Origin of the sequence: Vibrio sp. TRT 2004, from assembly GCF_050113735.1 — a bacterium.
Classification (GTDB): Bacteria; Pseudomonadota; Gammaproteobacteria; order Enterobacterales; family Vibrionaceae; genus Vibrio.
On record NZ_JBNJOH010000011.1, the window covers coordinates 41,524 to 57,302 of the forward strand.

Here is a 15,779-nt window from a genome sequence, read left to right on the forward strand (position 1 = left end):
ACTCTCTTTATCGGCAATCTGAGGTTTTCTTTAATAAAAAATAAAAAACCGAACCCTTAGGTTCGGCTTTAACTGATTAACTAATAACGGCTTATGCCTGACTACTTTAACTTCAGATCTGCCAACATTTGAGCTGAAGGAGCGAAGAAGTAAGCGCCTGTCACGGCATGAGTAAAGCGCAGCAACTGGTCTGTTTTGCCATCCGTTACGCCATACATACTTTCTAGCATCGCTTTGAAGTTGTGTAAGGTGTTGCAGTAGGCAATAAATAGCAATCCATGCTCACCAGAAACACTACCGTACGGCAAGCTGTGGCGAACAATCTTAAGGCCTTTGCCTTCTTCTTTGATATCGACACGACCAACGTGTGACGCCGCTGGCACATCATCTAACTCAACGGAGTCCGGCTTAGTTCTGCCAATCACTTTCTCTTGTGCCGACACATTGAGGCGATTCCAAGAAGGAAGGTTATGGATAAAGCGCTGCACCATTACGTAACTACCACCCGCAAACTCACCTTGTGGAATGATAGCCACTTCTTCTCGCTGGGCCTCTTTCGGGTTTTCGGTCCCATCAACAAATTCGGTCATATCACGAGAGTCTAGATAGCGGTAGCCGTAGGTCTCATCGACAACCGAAACCTGTTCAGACACTTCAGCGAAGAACTTACGAAGTAGGTAAAAATGCAAATCATGACGGTTTGAGTGGCAATGAATCAACACATCAACGTCTGAGCTTGGTGCGACGACATCCCCTTCACCCAGTTGTGGGAAATCGATCAGTTCTGCTGGCACAGCAACATCTAGCTTGCTCCAGAACGCTTTAGTAAAACCAATGGAGAGTGTCAGTTCCGCACCAGGTTGCTGATCGTTAAGCTGTTCAACCAATGCTGGGAGCGCTTTTAACTGTTCTAAAACGTGTTGTGGATTTTGAGTCACCTTGAGCAAGGTGTATTGTGCGAATGGTCCAGCTTCAGGAAGGATTGCACTTTGAGGGTATGACATTTTTATTTCCTCACTATTATTTTTTGCTCAGTGTATTTCGTTTTGATTTCAATATATTGACAACGATCATCGCTTCGAACGATCACTGTGTAGCAGGGTTGTGAAAGCAGTCTCTTACACTACGACTTTTCGCTACATAGAGAATAAACCATAGCAGGAGTAGCATCACGGCACCATTAGCCCAGCTGAAGGCCCCGTGAGTGAGGTAGACATGATAGAACGTTTGTGCCAACTGCGCGCTTGCTGTCACCAGAGTCACACTTCTTCCCCATGAGACGATTTGGTTGATCCAACTCCGCTCCGGACTGCGTAAGCTAATCATCCACATCAGGGCTATGCTAGGCACTCCCATCGCCAGCCCGAGATAAAGCATGCTGTGATCAGGATAAACGATGGATAGAATCTTACTCCCACTGTCACGACTGGCTCCGGCTACAACAAATACTACCCAAGCCTTGGCCATAAACAACCAGCCTAACCAAAGAAGTCTTGGGGCTTTGAGAAAACCGTGTTGGTCATATTGTTCTATTGCGTAACGCACTGATATCTAACTACTGCTATGAATACAAGCCCCACTCTATACCAATGAGCAGAATTTTCTATCAGTAAATTGTCATCTTTACTCGTCGTCTTACACCAGAGATCCGCTCTAACTCTCACCGCTCGCTGATGAACGGCGGACACGCATCATAGATACAACAAGAAATAGAACCAGCAGTAGGACTGGCGCAAGCCACAAGAGTGCGTTCGACGAACTGAATGATGGTTTATATAAAACAAACTCACCGTATCGGGCGGTCATAAAGTTCACTACTTCCTGCTCACTCTCCCCTTGATTGATTTTTTGAAACACAATCAGCCTTAAATCTTTGGCAATTGGTGAATTAGACTCTATCAAATTCTGATTCTGACACTGTGGACAGCGCAGTGATTTCGCTAGCTCAATGGCGGTCTTTTGCAATTGAGGTGTCTCGAACTCAAACAGCTCAACCTGAACATTTTGCTCATGAGTCGCTGCTACAAAAAGGGCTTGCTCTTGCGCAGACGCGTGAAAACTCAGCATTGAGTACAACGTTAAACATAACAAACGAAATAGTGGCAGATACCGAACGGGCATTAACTCTTACTCTGATCGAAATAAAGGGAAAAATGTTTGCGCCAAGCTTGTTCGCTTAATAGTCCGGAATGCTTGTAAACAATCTCACCGCGGCGTGTGACGAGGTACGTCTCTGGTGTGCCTATCACACCAAGATCCAAGGATAACTTTCCCTTTGGATCAAAAATAATATCAGTGTATGGATTGCCGAGTTGAGCCAGATAGTTAACGGCTCCCGAACGATTGTCTCGATAGTTAAGCCCAACAATCGGTACACCTTGCTTTTGCAACTGATTGAGATAGTCATGTTCTTGACGACATATCCCACACCATGAGGCCCAGACATTCACCAGTTGATATTCGTCGGTAAACAGCTCAGGACTCTGTTTGATTTGTTCACTGATCAACAGTTCCACTGGCATACTGGGAAACGCACGCACAACAGGGTTGGTTTGTAAGCCAAGCTGCTGTGAGTTTAGCCCCGCGATAAGAAAGCCGATAAAACCAACTAAAACTGCAATGAATACGGCGATTTTATGTCTGCTTGATAACGCCATGTACTGCCTCTTTACGTCTTAGAGATAACAATGGGAAAACCGCCCCCAACATTGCCATCAAAGCCCCACCCCATATCCAACCAATGTAAGCTTTGTACTGAATTTTCACCGCATAGGCGCGAGAATCTACTTTGCTACCGAGCGTAACATAGTAGTCGCCATACCAAAAAGACCGAATAGCAGGCTCACTCATATTCATTACGCGAACGGGATAATGGCGACGCTCCGGAATCAAATCGAAGCTGCTGTCCTGATTAGAAAAGCGCAGCCATGCCTGCTCCGCCGTATAATTGGGGCCAATAGCCCAACGAGTTTCTATGTAATCAACCTTCCAATCGGAAAATGTTATTGATGAGCCATCCGCCATCTTAAAACTCGCTTCATAGGAGTGCTCGGCATTCATGACCGCGCCGACCGCACTTATCGCAAGTCCGATATGGGCAAGTACCATAAAGAGACTGCGAGATTGTTGTAGCCAAAAAAGCACATGACTCAATACGACCCAAACGCCAAGTCCCCATATAAGGAACAGCAAAGGTGAAGGTTGATCGACCTGCACCCAATACGCCACACAGCCAACCAACATTGCCCCTGTCAGCATTAACAGCAACTGAGTAACAGAGTAGTAGGCGCCATGGTGCCATTTCAAAACCGGAACAAAACCCATGAGCAACAATGCAATGACCGTCAGTGGGAGAAACAAAGTATTAAAATAAGGTGCACCTACCGAAACGGAACCTAAGCCAATCAACTCATAAATCATTGGATAAAAGGTGCCGAGAAACACGGTGAAACTTGCAACAGCTAACAACCCTACCGAGGCAGTAGCCAAGTAGCTACGGCTGAATATCGCTTTGATAGTTTTGCTTTTGACCACCTCACCGCGTTCAAACAGCAGTGAGAATGAGCAAATTAATGTCACGGCCAAAATAGCCAATAAAGCGATACCTTTACTCGGATCGACCGCAAATGCATGAACAGAAGTCAGCACCCCAGAACGAACAATAAACGTTCCGAGGATACTGAGACTAAAAGTGATAAGCGCAAGAATCAAGGCGGCACGTTTCTGCTGCTCATAACGACGCGCCGCTAACATAGCATGGAGCAATCCAGTCCCAGTTAACCATGGCAGTAGAGAGGCATTTTCGACGGGATCCCAGAACCACCAGCCGCCCCACCCCAATTCGTTATAAGCCCACCAAGAGCCGACCACAATGCCAAGGGTTAAAAATGCCCACGCCGAGATAAGCCAAGGTTTTGCCAACTCAACCCAGTTTTGGAAAAAGCTTGGCTGCATCAAAGCGGCAAGCGCAAACGCTAGAACCGTCGAAAATCCGATATAGCCTAAATAGAGCAAAGGAGGATGAAAAATAAGCCCAACATCTTGCAGCATTGGGTTTAAATCTCGTCCCTGTTCAAGCCAGTTCTCCGCATAGCTAAATGGGTTAGACGCTATCAGAGTAAACCAACCAAAAGCGGCAACAAACAATCCCATAATCCACAGTACATCCTGTAAATACGCATGGGGTGCAGAACGAATAAATGAAATACAGCCAGCCCATACCGCTAGGGTGAACACCCAGAACAGCATTGACCCTTCATGACCACCCCAAACCGCCGCAACCTTGAAAAACTGCGGGAGCGCGGTATTTGAGTGAGACGCAACATACTGAAACTGAAACTGGTCGCTAATAAATAAGTAAGCTAACAAAACAAGGCTCAATGACGCAGCCACGCCATTGAACCTTGCAAGGAATGATAAAGAGAGTGTGTTGCCATGGCGAAGCCACTTTTGCAATGCATATTGAACACTAGCTGCCGTACTGGAAAGCGTTACCAAAACCAGTGCCAAATGGCCCAACTCTCCTACCATATTTATACAACCGTCATTTGACCAGCATAGAGAATAAACGTACGTAACATCAGTACGCCAACCAAACTCAATGTTGTTACCATCAGGATATAACCACCATTGTGACGTGTTTCTTTTGGTGTCACCGCATTAAGGGTTAGCGGCAGTACCATACCAATCAGCACGACACCAAACCAGAACCAGTTGGACCAAAAACCGCCACCAATTGCATTCCAAGCCGCTACTTCATTTTGGCCACCACTAAAAATTAGGCCAGTAAAGAAAGTGACCAGTACAAAAAGCTCAAACATCACAACAGGGCGCTCAAAGCTATGTACCCAAGAAACACTTGGGCTTGTTGCAGACTCTTTAAAGACTAAGATGCCAAACATCAAACACGCCGCAGCACCAGATGACAGACTTGAGAACAAGAACAGTATCGGCAACACAGGATTATTAAGCATTGGATAGGTTTTCAGAGCAGACAACAGGAAGCCTGTATACGCCGCTAGAACAATCGCTAGGAAGCCCAAAAATAGCTCAATAGCGTTAGAGAACTTACCTGATTTAATCAAGAAGCCATCGGCAAAATCAAGCAATTTACTCGGCAGCTTACCATCACAGAATTGGATAACTTGGTGACGGAATATGATCCCAATCCAAATGAACAATACGATCATGTAGACCTGGAAGAGAATTACACCCATCGACATTACCGAACTTGGGTTGTAGAAAATCATGATTTTCCAAAACGACAAAGGCTTGGTTAAGTGGAAAATCAAAATTGTCAGTCCCGAGATAATGCCAAATGGTGCCAGCCAAGCCATCGCCTTGATAATGCCATTATTAGCCGGATCGCCTTCGATCACTTTACGTTTTAGATACAGCGAAATCATCACCGCACCAGCAGACATACCAGCGAGGAATAGATAGATTGCGATGATCCAATCCCAAACCAGAGAGTCAAAGTGGAATGCACTTTCAAAACCATTCATTATCAGATCTCCCCTTTCTGGTGAGGCACTTTGTATAGCTTAGGCTTAGTGCCAAGATGTACCTTGTCGCGGTACACAACTTCACTGTTCAATACCTGATTTATCTCACTGTTTGGATCATTGAGATCACCAAAGGTCAACGCCTGCGTCGGGCAAGACTCAACACAAGCAGGAAGCTTGCCTTGTGCTAAGTTTGTGTCACGACAGAAGTTACACTTGTCAGCGGAATGGTCGACAGGATTAAAGAAGCGAACTTGATAAGGACAGGCCGCTAAGCAGTAGCCACAACCGACACACTTCTCTTTGTGTACATCAACAATGCCAGTCTTCTCATCTTTGTATGCCGCCCCAGTTGGACAAACATAAACACACGGTGGGTTTTCACAATGTTGACAAGATTTGCGAGTAAAACGGTAATCAACATCAGGAAACTCACCCTGTGGTTCACTGCGAATAATCTCAAGGCGAGATACACCTTCCGGAACTTTGTTTACTTCACGACACGCTTCGGTACACGCAGTACAGCCGATACAAGCGGTTTCATCGTGAATCATGCCGTATAACTTGTTGCCATCCTGCTCAACATTCGCCAACGTTTTTCGGCTATTGAACACCGCGGTTCCTGCCACACCTGTAGTGAAGATCACAGCGCCTGCGCCGGTTAAGAAGTTTCGTCTAGAACAACTCATACTACTTCTCCTTCTTCAACTGGTTAAAATCGGCGTGACAATCCACACAAAGCTTGATGCGCTCTTTCTTCTCAAGAGCCAACACTTTAGTTTTGTTTGCATGAACATCATGACAATTTGAACAGGTGAGATTTTTTGCATGAACATCATGAGTCCAGCTGTCATCACGCAGTTTTTCTGGTGTGTGACAATCGGTGCACTGACTATTCGCTTTAAGAATCTCTTTTGGATCAAGGAAGACTTTATCGGTTCCCGATGCAGATTGAGCACTAGAATATTTAGTAACTTGCGGCGCACCCTCTCGGTGGTCTGGTCCTATATTGTTGTGGCACTCAGTACAGTTGACTTCTCGTCCCAGCTTTTTGAGTGCGTCTTCGCCATGAGAACCCGCGAGCGTTTGTTTAGAATCCTTATGACATTGAATACATTTGTAATCTTTGTCACGGATAAGCGTGACTTCATGACGTGCTGATGTTCCTTCAGACTGCACAGTTGAAGTGTCGGCAACGGCATGAAGAGAATAACCATAGAGGCAAAATGCTAGAAGGGACTTAAGCATTATGACTATGGCCAACTTTATATTGCCCATATTATCCTTTCCTTATTCCCGTACCATTTACTGATTAAACAATAAGTTGATATACGGTTTAAAATTAAAGTCTTTCGATGTGCGATAAAAACACACCAAATGAGATCAATTCTTATTTTGGATAAGCCACAACGCTATTAAGAATATAGTACTCTTCCTACACTAAAGAGGTACATCAAACTGTTCAAAATTCGATCTGAATCACCGAATATATCTTCACCAACCCGCACTAAGTTATTGATGATAATAAGTTTCATTAAGTAAAGACAACCAAACAGATACCCCTAAAGAGGTATAGGGACACTAATTTGAACTGGATCACTGTCCAAAATTGATCTTGAACAATGATGGATTATTAATAAGTTATTTAATTTATTTCTATTTATTACAATGTATTTCAGTTTCTCCAGTTCTTAGTTTGGAATATAGCCAGTTCACAACGCTGCTAATAAAAAACAGAATACGGAGATAGCACTGTGAATAAATTGCATTGGATACCAAAATCCGCTGCAGCATTAGCAATTGTGGTTAGCTCACTAATGAGCGTCACTAGCTTTGCTGCGTCCGACGAAAAAGGCTTAATTGATCCTCGTAATGACGCCTACCAACAACAGCACCCCGACCAGTACGAGTCTTGGAAAGCGACGTCAGAAAGCGAACATATTGAAGACGCGCTAGCAGAAGATCCCAACATGGTTATCATGTGGGCTGGTTATGGCTTTGCTAAAGATTACAACAAAGCTCGTGGTCACTTTTACGCATTAGACGATGTTCGTCAGACTCTGCGTACGGGTGCACCACAAGACGAAAACTCCGGTCCAATGCCAATGGCATGTTGGAGCTGTAAAAGCCCTGACGTCGGTCGTGTGATTGACGAGCGTGGTGAAGATGGCTACTTCCAAGGCAAATGGGCTCGTCTAGGTGATCAGATTGCTAACCCAATTGGTTGTGCCGACTGTCACGACACTCGTAGCGAAGCGTTCAAAAATGGTGAACCTGCGCTTGCATTAGCCAAACCATATGTTGAACGTGCATTTCAGGCCATCGATAAACCATTTGAAAAACAATCTCGCCTGGATCAGCAAGCTTCGGTATGTGGACAGTGTCACGTAGAGTACTACTTTACTGGCCCTAACAAGTCTGTGAAGTTCCCATGGGATCGCGGCACCACTGTTGGCGAAATGGAAGAGTACTACGACGCACTTGGCTTTCAAGACTGGACACACAAAGTATCTAAAGCCCCAATGCTAAAAGCGCAGCACCCTGGTTACGAAACTTGGCGTGATGGTATTCACGGTAAGAACAAAGTCGCTTGTGTCGATTGTCATATGCCTAAAGTGACCAAGGAAGACGGTACCGTCTACACAGACCACAAAGTGGGTAACCCATTTGACCGCTTCGAAGATACCTGTGCAAACTGCCACACTCAATCTAAAGATCAGCTACGTGACATCGTTTCAACTCGTAAAGCACAAGTACTAAACATGAAACTGACTGCCGAGAAACAAATTGTCGCGGCTCACTTTGAAGCAGGCGCTGCGTGGGATGCTGGTGCAACCGAAGAGGAAATGAAAGACATCCTTCAAGACATCCGTCATGCTCAGTGGCGCTGGGACTACGCTATCGCCTCTCACGGTGTTCATATGCACGCACCTGAAGTGGCACTTGAAGTACTCGGTACTGCGGTAGACCGCGCTGCGGATGCTCGTACTAAGATCGTCCGTCTCCTAGCGAAGAAAGGCATCACAGAGCCAGTTGAACTCCCTGACATTTCAACTAAAGCGGCTGCTCAAAAAGCACTTGGTATGGATATGGATAAGATGAATGCTGAGAAAGAAAACTTCCTCAAAACCGTCGTTCCAGACTGGGAAAAAGCGGCAGAAGCACGTGAATCAAAATACTAACTAAAGCATGAAAATAAAAACCGGCGAAATACGCCGGTTTTTTTTTATGCCTTTCACACGGCTCAAACACTCTCTCAATTCGGGCTATTTAGAGCATCGCTTTCGCTTGGTTCAGAGAGTGAATAATCGACACGCGATCTAAATCTGTGCTGTTAGAATCCAGCATTTTTGTCCAAATATCGATCGCTTGTTGATAACGCAAACTAATAAAATGGTCGCCCGCTATCAGAGCTAATGCTGTGAGATTGTTGGGTTCAAGGTTTAGGGCCTGAGCAAGCAAAGCATCCACTTCGTCAGTCATCACTTGTTTTTCTAAATAATAAAGCGCACTGGCTTTGGCTGCTAACTGACTCGCTGACGGTGTGTCGCTTAGCCGTATCGTGTAGTCAAAGCAGGTAAGAGCGGATAGAAACTCCTGCTTGTTCATGTAACCATGACCAAGCTGGAACCACAATTCCGCTTGGTTGGGATCTTGCTTGAGCTGCTGCTGTAACGAACTCATCCAATCAGAGGAAGTGATTTGTTCAATCGGCTCAGAGGGGGATGGTTTGTCTCCCTGCCACCACAAAGACAAAGGTATTGCCAGCATTAAACTCGCAATCAAGGTTCGTTTCATTGGCATACCCAAGCTTTTGATCATCATTTGATAACTATAACGTGTTAGGATATCTGCATCTTTGATCTAGCTAGACCTATCAACATGAAAAACAAAGTTGTTCCCTCTCAGGAAACACAACAAGAAGCAATGAAAATTGCCAAGGCTACGCAAAAGCCCGGTCAAACCATTCGGTACTGAAAATTTTCCGTAAAGAATTAAATTAGACTATTATCCTCTCAAAATCCGATTTAAAAAGGCCAATTTAGTTCTTAACTTTACAAAAAACACAAAGCAAACTAGACTCAAATAACCTAAATAATGTACGGTTTTTTTTGTAATGGATTTTATGATCAACAAAGTAAATGTTAATGGTGTACAGCAGGTATTCTTTGTTGATGAACTAGGTCTGCCTATTACGGATAACATAACCATAAATTGGGCAAACAACTACATCTGTAAAGAAAAAGAGCACAACACTATTCGCTCACGAGAAACAGAGAGCGCGCACTTACTCTTTTCTCTTAAATACTTCATTACTAATGGAATTGATGTAACAAGACGCGTTGAATCTGGTAGATACATTACATTCAATGAAGTTTTAGATTTCTCTACCCACTGTTTCAAGAAAGCCAAAATCATTCAACAACAAACGAGCAGTAAGGTTGTTTCTTTTTCTACGAAAGACTTTATATCTCCAGCCCTAAAAAGTATGACATTTGAGGCAGAGAAAGTTGCGAATGGTACAGCAGCAGCAAGAATGCTATCAATGAAAAGCTTCATCGAATACTTGCACAAACGCATCCACACGAGTTTTACTGATACTGACACTGTGCTTAATTATAAAAATACGATGAGGAACTTAAGCTTAGAAATCAAAAAAGCTAAAACCGAAAATAAGAAAGTCATTGATATCGATAAACCTATTTTTGATGAGGAAGTTTTAGAGGCTTTATTTGATATGATTCAAGTTGGTAATCCTGAGAATCCGTTCAAATCAGGGCAAATAAGAAATCGAATCATCATTGATACTATTTTCGACACTGGCATACGTCGAGGAGCTCTTCTCCAAACTAAAATCACTGATTTGCGTGATGAAAATATTGAACGAATCGTTATCGAAAATCGCGTTAATAGAGATGACATAAGACAGCACCGCCCTACACAAAAAAGTCAGTCTGGTCAGGTAGCAATCGAACCCGAAATTATGCTCAACATCAAAAAATACATCGAAGAAGAGAGGGTTAAATACCCAATGTCAGAGAACCATGATTTTATTTTAATTTCTGAATGGGGAACCACGGCTGGTCAGCCACTTTCGATAACTGGGTTTAATTACATATTTGAAGTACTTTCAAAAGCCATTTCTAAAAAATTAGGCCGAAAGGTGACGATTGGACCACATCAAATCCGACACCACTGGAACCAAAAGTTCAGTGAGGATACTGAGGCTGCAGGGTTATCGAATACTGAAACCGATAGACTACGCAAAGATCAGATGACTTGGAGTGCGAAGTCAGAAATGGCTGAAGTTTATAATGTTAGGCATTCACTCAAGAAAGTGAGAGATATCAAGCAGCGCTACCAAAACAAAATGTATTTTGGAGATTAAGTCGTTATGCCATTGAAGCAAGTAATAAAACTAAGGGAAGAGCTTTATCTTCCGCGTACAGCTAAAAACAAAGCGTTTGAGTTTATCCCTGCTGCACTTGAATGGCAACTCGATATCAAATGGAAAGAAAATTTGTCCTTTATTCATGATGCTCCAATCTCACTAGAACAAAAAGAAGACATGATTTCGTTTCTGGCTTTTCGAGCAATTCATTTTGTCAGAGGTTCTTTTATAAAAAACATTCAAGTACTAAAACTAATTCTAAATAATACAATTGATTCATACACCCCTAAAGATTTCGAAGAGGCTTTTGATAAGTATGCTCCAGATAGCTACAAAAGCGGATTCAAAACAGCAATAAGAAAGTACATAAATCAAAGTGGGGAGTTTCAAAGTCAAGCACTCAATGTATTTTATCTCAACCAATGCGAAAGCTATAAACCAGCCTCGGTTTCACGAAAGCATCTAGATCCAGAGGTAGGAGCACATACCTCAACGGAATTTGACTCAATAATGGAGGGAATGCGGCTCCTGACTCAAAAAATGAATCAGGTATTAAATAAAGAGCGTCCTTTCTATGCAGAGCATGGAGATAGTTACGTTGCCTTTTTACAAGGCGGCATGCTCTGGGTTCTGATGATATCGATATTAAGAAGACCTATACAGCTACGCCAGATTAAAATGGGTGATTTCAGAACGGTCAATGGCGATTTTGATGCAGAATTCAACAATGCGGATATTCTCATGGACTACGATGAGCTAAAGCTGCAAACCTACCGAGCAAAAAATAGTTTACCTCCACGTACAGATTTAGATTTGGATTTACACTTGCTTAATCGCAAGCATAGTCAGCTTATCATGAAGTTCAGCATCAAGCTGTTTCAAGAGCAACTGTACAGACTGAACGAAAAAGGAATTACACTGACCGAATTAGAAAAGAAAGAACTGTTCAAACGATACCCGCTATTTCCATCATACAATGATCTTTTATGCTCAACGCAATTTGATTCCAAAGAAGATATTTTTAGCTATTTATCATCTGACACACTTGCGGGACATATAACAAAAGAGTCATTGGAATATGCAGCAACTACTGTTGCTAACGACATTTTAAGACCTGCGTATTTCTCTGAGCGAGTTCCTAATCCTAAAAAAAATGTTACAGGTAACAACCGTATCCGCCATACGGTACTGACTTCAATGGCGCGAGAAGGTGTCGATGCTCACACATTAGCTGCAATTACTGGTGTTAGTGTCAGTACCGTTAGATTTTACGTTGATATGACGCCAGATGAGCGGCTTTGGATTGATGAAACATTAGGAAAAAACGCAGCGTTAGCTGATTTTGGTAAAGTACGTATTCAAGACCAAATGAACAATGACGATGACGTGGCATTTAATGAATATGGGGAAGCTTTTGGGGCTCATGAAGAGAGTACAAGGTGCTCTGGCTGTAGAGAAGTGCTTCCTGTGCCTTTAAGTTGCTATGGTTGTGATAATTTTAATGCATTTAGCAATGCAGATCACCAATCAGAACTAAATAGAGCCACTAAGAAATATGAATATAACATAAAAAATGGTCAGTCGGAACAGTCCTTAAAGCGTCTTAAGAAAGCTATTGACTACATTGCTATTACGATTAAAAAGTGCCAACAATACAAGCAAGTAGAGTTAGGAAAGCATGATTAATCGATACCTTAACAAGCTCATTAAAGACTTTAAGAATGCTAAATGGGATTCTCGAATAAAGAATCTTGATGGCAGTCCTTTCCCTAAAGTTTTGAGTAATAAATTGGAGATAAAACCCACTAATGACAAATCTAACGTTTTAATATTTCACAATACACACAATACTGACCAGAAAGTATACCCAAAAACCAAGTTAAAGCGATCATGGTTAATACCTAATGAAACCAAAATGGCTTTGGCACTATTCCTAAACCATAAGTTGCAGTCGTGCAATATTGATACTGTTGTAAGTGCATCTCGGAGAGTAATGGGTTCCCTTACACTTTTGAACCTTCAACCACATGAGTTAACTCAAAATAATTACTCTCGAATCATAGAGAATAGTTCCTCTAAAACTAATCTCGCACGTTTTAATGCGTTTATTAACTGGTGCGTAAAAAATGAGTATTGTGAGCTAATTAGACCACAAGCAATCTCGGATGGTGGAATATATGATGGACATAAACGTCGATTAAAAAAATTACCCGATGTATCAAGCGTGCTCGCTCTGGGCGATATTTTTTGTCAAACCATCCCTACGGATCGAACATTATGGGATACCTCACCTAATACAAGTCAAGCGAATGCACTAATGTCGATTTATTCAGCTCTCTGCCTAGCTTCTCCAAACCGAATGTGTGCTGAGGTTATTACACTTCAAAAGCAAGAGCTTCTAAAGTTCCAAACTAAAGATAAGGAAGGCAACGATGTAACCCTGCACTCCCTAATGTGGCAAGGGAGTAAAAATTACAAGGATAACGAGAACCATGTGGGCTCATGGATTGCTGAACAACTTGAACGTGGAATAGAATATTTCGATTTAGTTACAGCACCTTATCGCATTTTAGCCGCTTTTTGGACAAATCAAAAAAGCACCATTAAGGAACTATTCCCTGTCATAAATGATTCTTTAACCGAGCGTTTAGATACAGCCAAACTAACATTGTCTGACACACCAAACTTTATACAACTTGGATACTTATTAGGCTTCTACCAAGGCGATACTTTTAAACTAAACATCGATGGACCCAATAAAAATAAATCCACGGTACACGTCTCAGAGTTTAGTGGCGATTTTAAGGTATTCTTCGGCCGAACCTCTGGGTTAGGTAAATTGCTCGGTTACAAACAGTTATCCTCAAACTCAAGCCTAATTACACAAACGAAGTTAAAATTCAGGAACTTCACAACAATTAATGAGCTTCAACAGTACATATACCAAATTATGACTCGTGACTGGCCAAGCTTTCCAGATTTATCCATGGGTGAAAGTCAAAACAAAACATTAATTTTAAATGCCATGTGGTGCTTAACAGGCTACTCGATAAATGGTGATGGTGGTTATTATCAACTAATCAAAGCAGATACAATCGTAGGATTAGTTCGCAAAAAATTAACTCAGGGTAATTTATTCAAAGACTTTAACTTCTCTGTACGCTTAAAAGTTACACCTCACAATTTACGACACTTCATCAATCATAATGGGTATATCAATGGGGTTCCTGACTACATTCTCAACATGTGGTCTGGGCGTCAAGACTCCGAGCATTTAATTCACTATATCCATGAAAGCGAAGAGGATAAATTGGCTCGTATCCCAATGGTGACTGAGCAAATTAAAGTGGAAAACATCACTGTAACTTCAGAGCAAGAGTACGCCAAGCAACGAAGGCTAGTAGACGGCGCTACTAGTAGAACCTCTGTAGGCTTCTGTAGCAAAGATTTACGCTACTCGCCATGCACTTACCTTTCTGAATTTGAAACGCAATGCACCTTCTGTGAGAATTCTTGTCATGTTGCTCATGATGAAGCAGGCATAAGGGTATTAGAAGATGATTACGAGATTCAATGTGGACGTTTGATTTCTCATCTATCGTCGCCCAAGAAAAACAATAAGAATCAAAAGCAATGGTTCAAAATGCATAAGGCAAATACTTACTTGTTACATCAACTAATAGACACTCTGAAAGATAAGTCTATTCGCCCTGGTTCAGTAGTGCGAGTTATCACCGATGTGCAGCAAATACGCATTGCAGACTTAACCACAAAATCCATATCAAACAGAAAACTACAACTTGATATTATGGATGAAGAAATTCAAGAAGGTTTAAGCCTCCTTGAATACAAGAAAGAAAAAACACAAAGAGACAAAGAAACGGATGCATTCTTAGATAAACTGTGGGGAGATCTATAATGGCAAAACCAAGTTTGAGCATGAGTGATGTTCGAAAAGTAGAAAAGACATTAATCACATGGCAAGGCAAATTAGGTTGGGAGACTTTGGTTAAGCACCTTAAAGAAAGCCACGGCATCACGACCACTCGCCAAACTTTATGTACGTATAAGTCTATTGCAGGTGGGTTCGCCGACGCAAAAGATCGCCTTAGAGGGATACCTAAAGCGGTTAAAAAGAGTCCAAACGTAACTCTCAAACAAGCAGAATTAATTCAGACAATTGATGAACTGAGACTCGATAATGGGAACCTAGAAAAGCAAAATGCGCTACTCAAAGGTATGCTAAATGCAATCAATTGCGAGTCAGAAACAAACCCAGTGTTAAAAGAGGTACTTAGAACTGTAAGATCTAAGTATTTGAGTAGTAAAAAGCAATAAATCCAACCCAGGACAAAGCTAATAGCACCCAAGGTAGAACGGAAGTTTTTGTTTCAGTAACTTGTAACTCAACACTATCCATTTTATCTTTCGCTCTGGCTTTACTGTGAGCCTCTTGCTTTTTCGCTTTATCCGCAGCCCTTGCTTTAACTTTTTGCTGCTTCTTGTAGAGGGTAATCCCTTTTTCAATCCCTTGGGCAATAAGCTGCGTTTCAGCCTTTTTTTGACCAGGGCGCTGAGTTGCTTTCGCTATCTGAATTGCTTCTTCAACTGTTTTTTCTGAAGGTTTAATGTCTGATTTATTTCGCATGAATAACTTCCTTTTGTCCACCACATCGTAACCCAATATGATACAAGACCATAGTGTTCAAAAAGATACAGATATCGTAGAACAATATAGTTATGGCAAACTTGCTTAGACTTGCGCAATCTTGTTCAATCTAAACGACCCGTAAAAACTTACTCACATTTAAGCAACGGCTTCATATTCAACTTAGTGATAGGATCACAAGCCTATGGCCCTATAGCTGATTGCATAGCCTTCT

15 protein-coding genes and 1 pseudogene are annotated in these 15,779 nt (G+C 42.2%); 6 read left to right on the plus strand and 10 right to left on the minus strand.

Annotated features, from left to right (window positions below; genetic code table 11):
- Positions 1-101: 101 nt before the first annotated feature.
- The 8 genes from ACQEXR_RS06830 to nrfB form a co-directional block, all read right to left on the minus strand.
- Positions 102-1,004: a Dyp-type peroxidase gene (locus tag ACQEXR_RS06830; RefSeq protein WP_427020003.1), complete on the minus strand. Its 903-nt coding sequence runs from the start codon at positions 1,002-1,004 to the stop codon at positions 102-104.
- Positions 1,005-1,086: 82 nt separating this feature from the next.
- Positions 1,087-1,545, minus strand: a complete 459-nt coding sequence (locus ACQEXR_RS06835; protein WP_269377879.1) for a DUF2919 domain-containing protein — start codon at positions 1,543-1,545, stop codon at positions 1,087-1,089.
- A 108-nt stretch (positions 1,546-1,653) separates the two neighbouring features.
- Positions 1,654-2,067, minus strand: a complete 414-nt coding sequence (nrfF, locus tag ACQEXR_RS06840) for a heme lyase NrfEFG subunit NrfF (RefSeq protein ID WP_427020004.1) — start codon at positions 2,065-2,067, stop codon at positions 1,654-1,656.
- Positions 2,068-2,120: 53 nt separating this feature from the next.
- Complete coding sequence (locus ACQEXR_RS06845) at positions 2,121-2,657, minus strand: DsbE family thiol:disulfide interchange protein (protein ID WP_427020005.1); 537 nt, start codon at positions 2,655-2,657, stop codon at positions 2,121-2,123.
- Complete coding sequence (locus ACQEXR_RS06850; RefSeq protein WP_427020006.1) at positions 2,635-4,530, minus strand: heme lyase CcmF/NrfE family subunit; 1,896 nt, start codon at positions 4,528-4,530, stop codon at positions 2,635-2,637. The genes ACQEXR_RS06845 and ACQEXR_RS06850 overlap by 23 nt, the downstream gene beginning before the upstream one ends.
- 2 nt (positions 4,531-4,532) lie before the next feature.
- On the minus strand, positions 4,533-5,504 hold the full coding sequence (gene nrfD, locus ACQEXR_RS06855; protein ID WP_426952042.1) for a cytochrome c nitrite reductase subunit NrfD: 972 nt from the start codon (positions 5,502-5,504) through the stop codon (positions 4,533-4,535).
- A 2-nt stretch (positions 5,505-5,506) separates the two neighbouring features.
- Positions 5,507-6,193, minus strand: coding sequence for a cytochrome c nitrite reductase Fe-S protein (nrfC, locus tag ACQEXR_RS06860; protein ID WP_138973724.1), 687 nt, complete (start codon positions 6,191-6,193; stop codon positions 5,507-5,509).
- A gap of 1 nt (position 6,194) precedes the next feature.
- On the minus strand, positions 6,195-6,782 hold the full coding sequence (nrfB, locus tag ACQEXR_RS06865; RefSeq protein ID WP_427020007.1) for a cytochrome c nitrite reductase pentaheme subunit: 588 nt from the start codon (positions 6,780-6,782) through the stop codon (positions 6,195-6,197).
- 539 nt (positions 6,783-7,321) lie between these two features.
- On the opposite strand from nrfB, the gene nrfA reads away from it, so the two are divergent.
- On the plus strand, positions 7,322-8,686 hold the full coding sequence (gene nrfA, locus ACQEXR_RS06870) for an ammonia-forming nitrite reductase cytochrome c552 subunit (RefSeq protein WP_427020018.1): 1,365 nt from the start codon (positions 7,322-7,324) through the stop codon (positions 8,684-8,686).
- Between the two features lie 88 nt (positions 8,687-8,774).
- Here the strand turns inward: nrfA and ACQEXR_RS06875 are convergent, their stop codons facing one another.
- Entirely contained in the window at positions 8,775-9,326 is a 552-nt protein-coding gene (locus ACQEXR_RS06875; protein ID WP_427020019.1) for a TPR domain-containing protein, read from the minus strand.
- A gap of 60 nt (positions 9,327-9,386) precedes the next feature.
- Here ACQEXR_RS06875 and ACQEXR_RS06880 point away from each other — a divergent pair.
- The 5 genes and pseudogenes from ACQEXR_RS06880 to ACQEXR_RS06900 all read left to right on the plus strand — a co-directional run.
- Positions 9,387-9,470: pseudogene (locus tag ACQEXR_RS06880) on the plus strand (DUF2956 family protein); the annotation flags it as partial.
- Between the two features lie 151 nt (positions 9,471-9,621).
- The gene (locus ACQEXR_RS06885; protein WP_264403525.1) at positions 9,622-10,893 is read left to right on the plus strand and encodes a site-specific integrase; all 1,272 of its coding nucleotides are present in this window, start codon (positions 9,622-9,624) and stop codon (positions 10,891-10,893) included.
- A 6-nt stretch (positions 10,894-10,899) separates the two neighbouring features.
- The gene (locus tag ACQEXR_RS06890) at positions 10,900-12,582 is read left to right on the plus strand and encodes a hypothetical protein (RefSeq protein ID WP_349954044.1); all 1,683 of its coding nucleotides are present in this window, start codon (positions 10,900-10,902) and stop codon (positions 12,580-12,582) included.
- A gap of 307 nt (positions 12,583-12,889) precedes the next feature.
- Entirely contained in the window at positions 12,890-14,815 is a 1,926-nt protein-coding gene (locus ACQEXR_RS06895; RefSeq protein WP_427020008.1) for a hypothetical protein, read from the plus strand.
- The gene (locus tag ACQEXR_RS06900) at positions 14,815-15,234 is read left to right on the plus strand and encodes a hypothetical protein (protein ID WP_264403528.1); all 420 of its coding nucleotides are present in this window, start codon (positions 14,815-14,817) and stop codon (positions 15,232-15,234) included. Before ACQEXR_RS06895 ends, ACQEXR_RS06900 begins: the two co-directional genes overlap by 1 nt.
- On the opposite strand, the gene ACQEXR_RS06905 is transcribed toward ACQEXR_RS06900, so the two are convergent.
- Positions 15,206-15,544: a DUF2956 family protein gene (locus ACQEXR_RS06905; protein WP_050634003.1), complete on the minus strand. Its 339-nt coding sequence runs from the start codon at positions 15,542-15,544 to the stop codon at positions 15,206-15,208. The two genes, ACQEXR_RS06900 and ACQEXR_RS06905, sit on opposite strands and share 29 nt — an antisense overlap.
- Positions 15,545-15,779 lie beyond the last annotated feature (235 nt).

Excerpts from the sequence above, each read along its gene's own strand:
- ACQEXR_RS06890 (WP_349954044.1), top strand. The coding sequence starts at position 10,900 with ATGCCATTGAAGCAAGTAATAAAACTAAGGGAAGAGCTTTATCTTCCG.
- ACQEXR_RS06895 (WP_427020008.1), top strand. The coding sequence starts at position 12,890 with ATGGGTTCCCTTACACTTTTGAACCTTCAACCACATGAGTTAACTCAA.
- ACQEXR_RS06900 (WP_264403528.1), top strand. The coding sequence starts at position 14,815 with ATGGCAAAACCAAGTTTGAGCATGAGTGATGTTCGAAAAGTAGAAAAG.
- nrfF (WP_427020004.1), bottom strand. The coding sequence starts at position 2,067 with ATGCTGAGTTTTCACGCGTCTGCGCAAGAGCAAGCCCTTTTTGTAGCA.
- ACQEXR_RS06905 (WP_050634003.1), bottom strand. The coding sequence starts at position 15,544 with ATGCGAAATAAATCAGACATTAAACCTTCAGAAAAAACAGTTGAAGAA.
- ACQEXR_RS06850 (WP_427020006.1), bottom strand. The coding sequence starts at position 4,530 with ATGGTAGGAGAGTTGGGCCATTTGGCACTGGTTTTGGTAACGCTTTCC.
- ACQEXR_RS06875 (WP_427020019.1), bottom strand. The coding sequence starts at position 9,326 with ATGATCAAAAGCTTGGGTATGCCAATGAAACGAACCTTGATTGCGAGT.
- nrfD (WP_426952042.1), bottom strand. The coding sequence starts at position 5,504 with ATGAATGGTTTTGAAAGTGCATTCCACTTTGACTCTCTGGTTTGGGAT.
- nrfC (WP_138973724.1), bottom strand. The coding sequence starts at position 6,193 with ATGAGTTGTTCTAGACGAAACTTCTTAACCGGCGCAGGCGCTGTGATC.
- ACQEXR_RS06845 (WP_427020005.1), bottom strand. The coding sequence starts at position 2,657 with ATGGCGTTATCAAGCAGACATAAAATCGCCGTATTCATTGCAGTTTTA.
- nrfB (WP_427020007.1), bottom strand. The coding sequence starts at position 6,782 with ATGGGCAATATAAAGTTGGCCATAGTCATAATGCTTAAGTCCCTTCTA.
- ACQEXR_RS06885 (WP_264403525.1), top strand. The coding sequence starts at position 9,622 with ATGGATTTTATGATCAACAAAGTAAATGTTAATGGTGTACAGCAGGTA.
- nrfA (WP_427020018.1), top strand. The coding sequence starts at position 7,322 with ATGAGCGTCACTAGCTTTGCTGCGTCCGACGAAAAAGGCTTAATTGAT.
- ACQEXR_RS06830 (WP_427020003.1), bottom strand. The coding sequence starts at position 1,004 with ATGTCATACCCTCAAAGTGCAATCCTTCCTGAAGCTGGACCATTCGCA.